We start from the raw sequence: 1,317 nt of genomic DNA on the forward strand, positions 1-1,317 counted from the left end.
TGAATCGCCCCGGAAATTTAGGAGGCCGTTTGGTGTGAGTCAGGCGACTTAGCCTGCTCGGAAAGTTGTCGGTAATAGTTTGCCTCAGCTTCGGCCGGCGGTATATAGCCAAGCGGTTCGAGCAGTCGATGATGATTGAACCAAGTCACCCATTCCAGCGTCGCCAGTTCGACGGCCTCGCGCGTCTTCCAGGGAGCACGGCGGTGTATCAATTCTGCCTTGTACAGGCCATTGATGGTCTCGGCCAACGCATTGTCGTAGCTGTCGCCCTTACTACCCACGGAAGGCTCAACTCCGGCTTCGGCCAAGCGCTCACTGTAGCGAATGGAGACGTATTGCGAGCCCCTGTCGCTGTGATGAATCAAGGCGTCGTCACGCTCAGGTTGGCGGGCGTACAGCGCCTGTTCCAAGGCATCCAAGACGAAATCGGTGCGCATCGAACTGCTGACGCGCCAACCTACGATGCGCCGGGCAAACACATCAATCACAAAGGCCACATAGACAAAGCCTTGCCAGGTCGAGACGTAGGTGAAGTCGGACACCCAGAGTTGATTGGGACGCTGTGCATTGAACTGACGATGGACCCGGTCCAACGGGCACGGCGCGGCAGCATTGGCGACGGTGGTCTTCACGATTTTACCCCGCATCACACCACGCAGGCCGGCACGGCGCATCAAGCGTTCGACGGTGCAGCGGGCGGCCTCGATGCCTTCGCGGCGCAGCTGGCGCCAGACTTTTTCTGCACCATAAACCTGCATATTGGCCTGCCAGATGCGCTCAATTTGCGGGGCCAGCACATCGTCGCTCTTGGCGCGCGCGCAGCGCAAAGCAGGATTGCGCCGCTGCGCGGCGTAACGCCAGTAGCCGGACGGGGCGACCTGCAAGACTTTGCAAATCGACTCGACCCCATACGCTTGGCGGTATTGGTCGATGAACGTTCTCACGATTTGAAGCGACGGTCGAGCTCCGCCTGGGCGAAAAACGCGCTCGCCAGACGCAGGATTTCATTCGCCTTACGCAGCTCCTTGTTCTCACGTTCCAGCGCCTTGAGGCGCTCGCTTTCAGCCGTTGTGGTGCCTTCACGCTGGCCTGTGTCACGCTCACGCTGGCGCACCCAACGGCGCAGAGTTTCGGAGGTACAGCCTATCTTGGCTGCGATGGACGTGATGGCCGCCCACTGCGACTCGTACTCGCTGCCGGCCTCCTGGACCATGCGCACGGCGCGCTCCATCACTTCGGGGGAATATCGGACTGATTTTTTCATGGTGGCTCCATTTTCTCAAATGTTGGAGCCTCCTTCAAACCCGGGGCGATTCA

Annotated in this window: 1 protein-coding gene and 1 other annotated feature; the gene reads right to left on the reverse strand. The window is 59.7% G+C overall.

Translation table 11 applies throughout. The features are described from left to right. Positions 1 to 17: 17 nt before the first annotated feature. A protein-coding gene (locus GM676_RS31270) for an IS3 family transposase (protein ID WP_155468461.1) occupies positions 18 to 1,264 on the reverse strand; the annotation gives its coding sequence in 2 pieces (ribosomal slippage) (positions 18 to 976 and positions 976 to 1,264; 1,248 coding nt in all). Further along, positions 870 to 986: a sequence feature (AL1L pseudoknot), on the reverse strand. It overlaps the preceding gene by 117 nt. Positions 1,265 to 1,317: the final 53 nt, after the last annotated feature.

The sequence above is a fragment of the Duganella radicis genome, assembly GCF_009720825.1.
In the GTDB taxonomy this organism is placed as follows: Bacteria; Pseudomonadota; Gammaproteobacteria; order Burkholderiales; family Burkholderiaceae_D; genus Rugamonas; species Rugamonas radicis.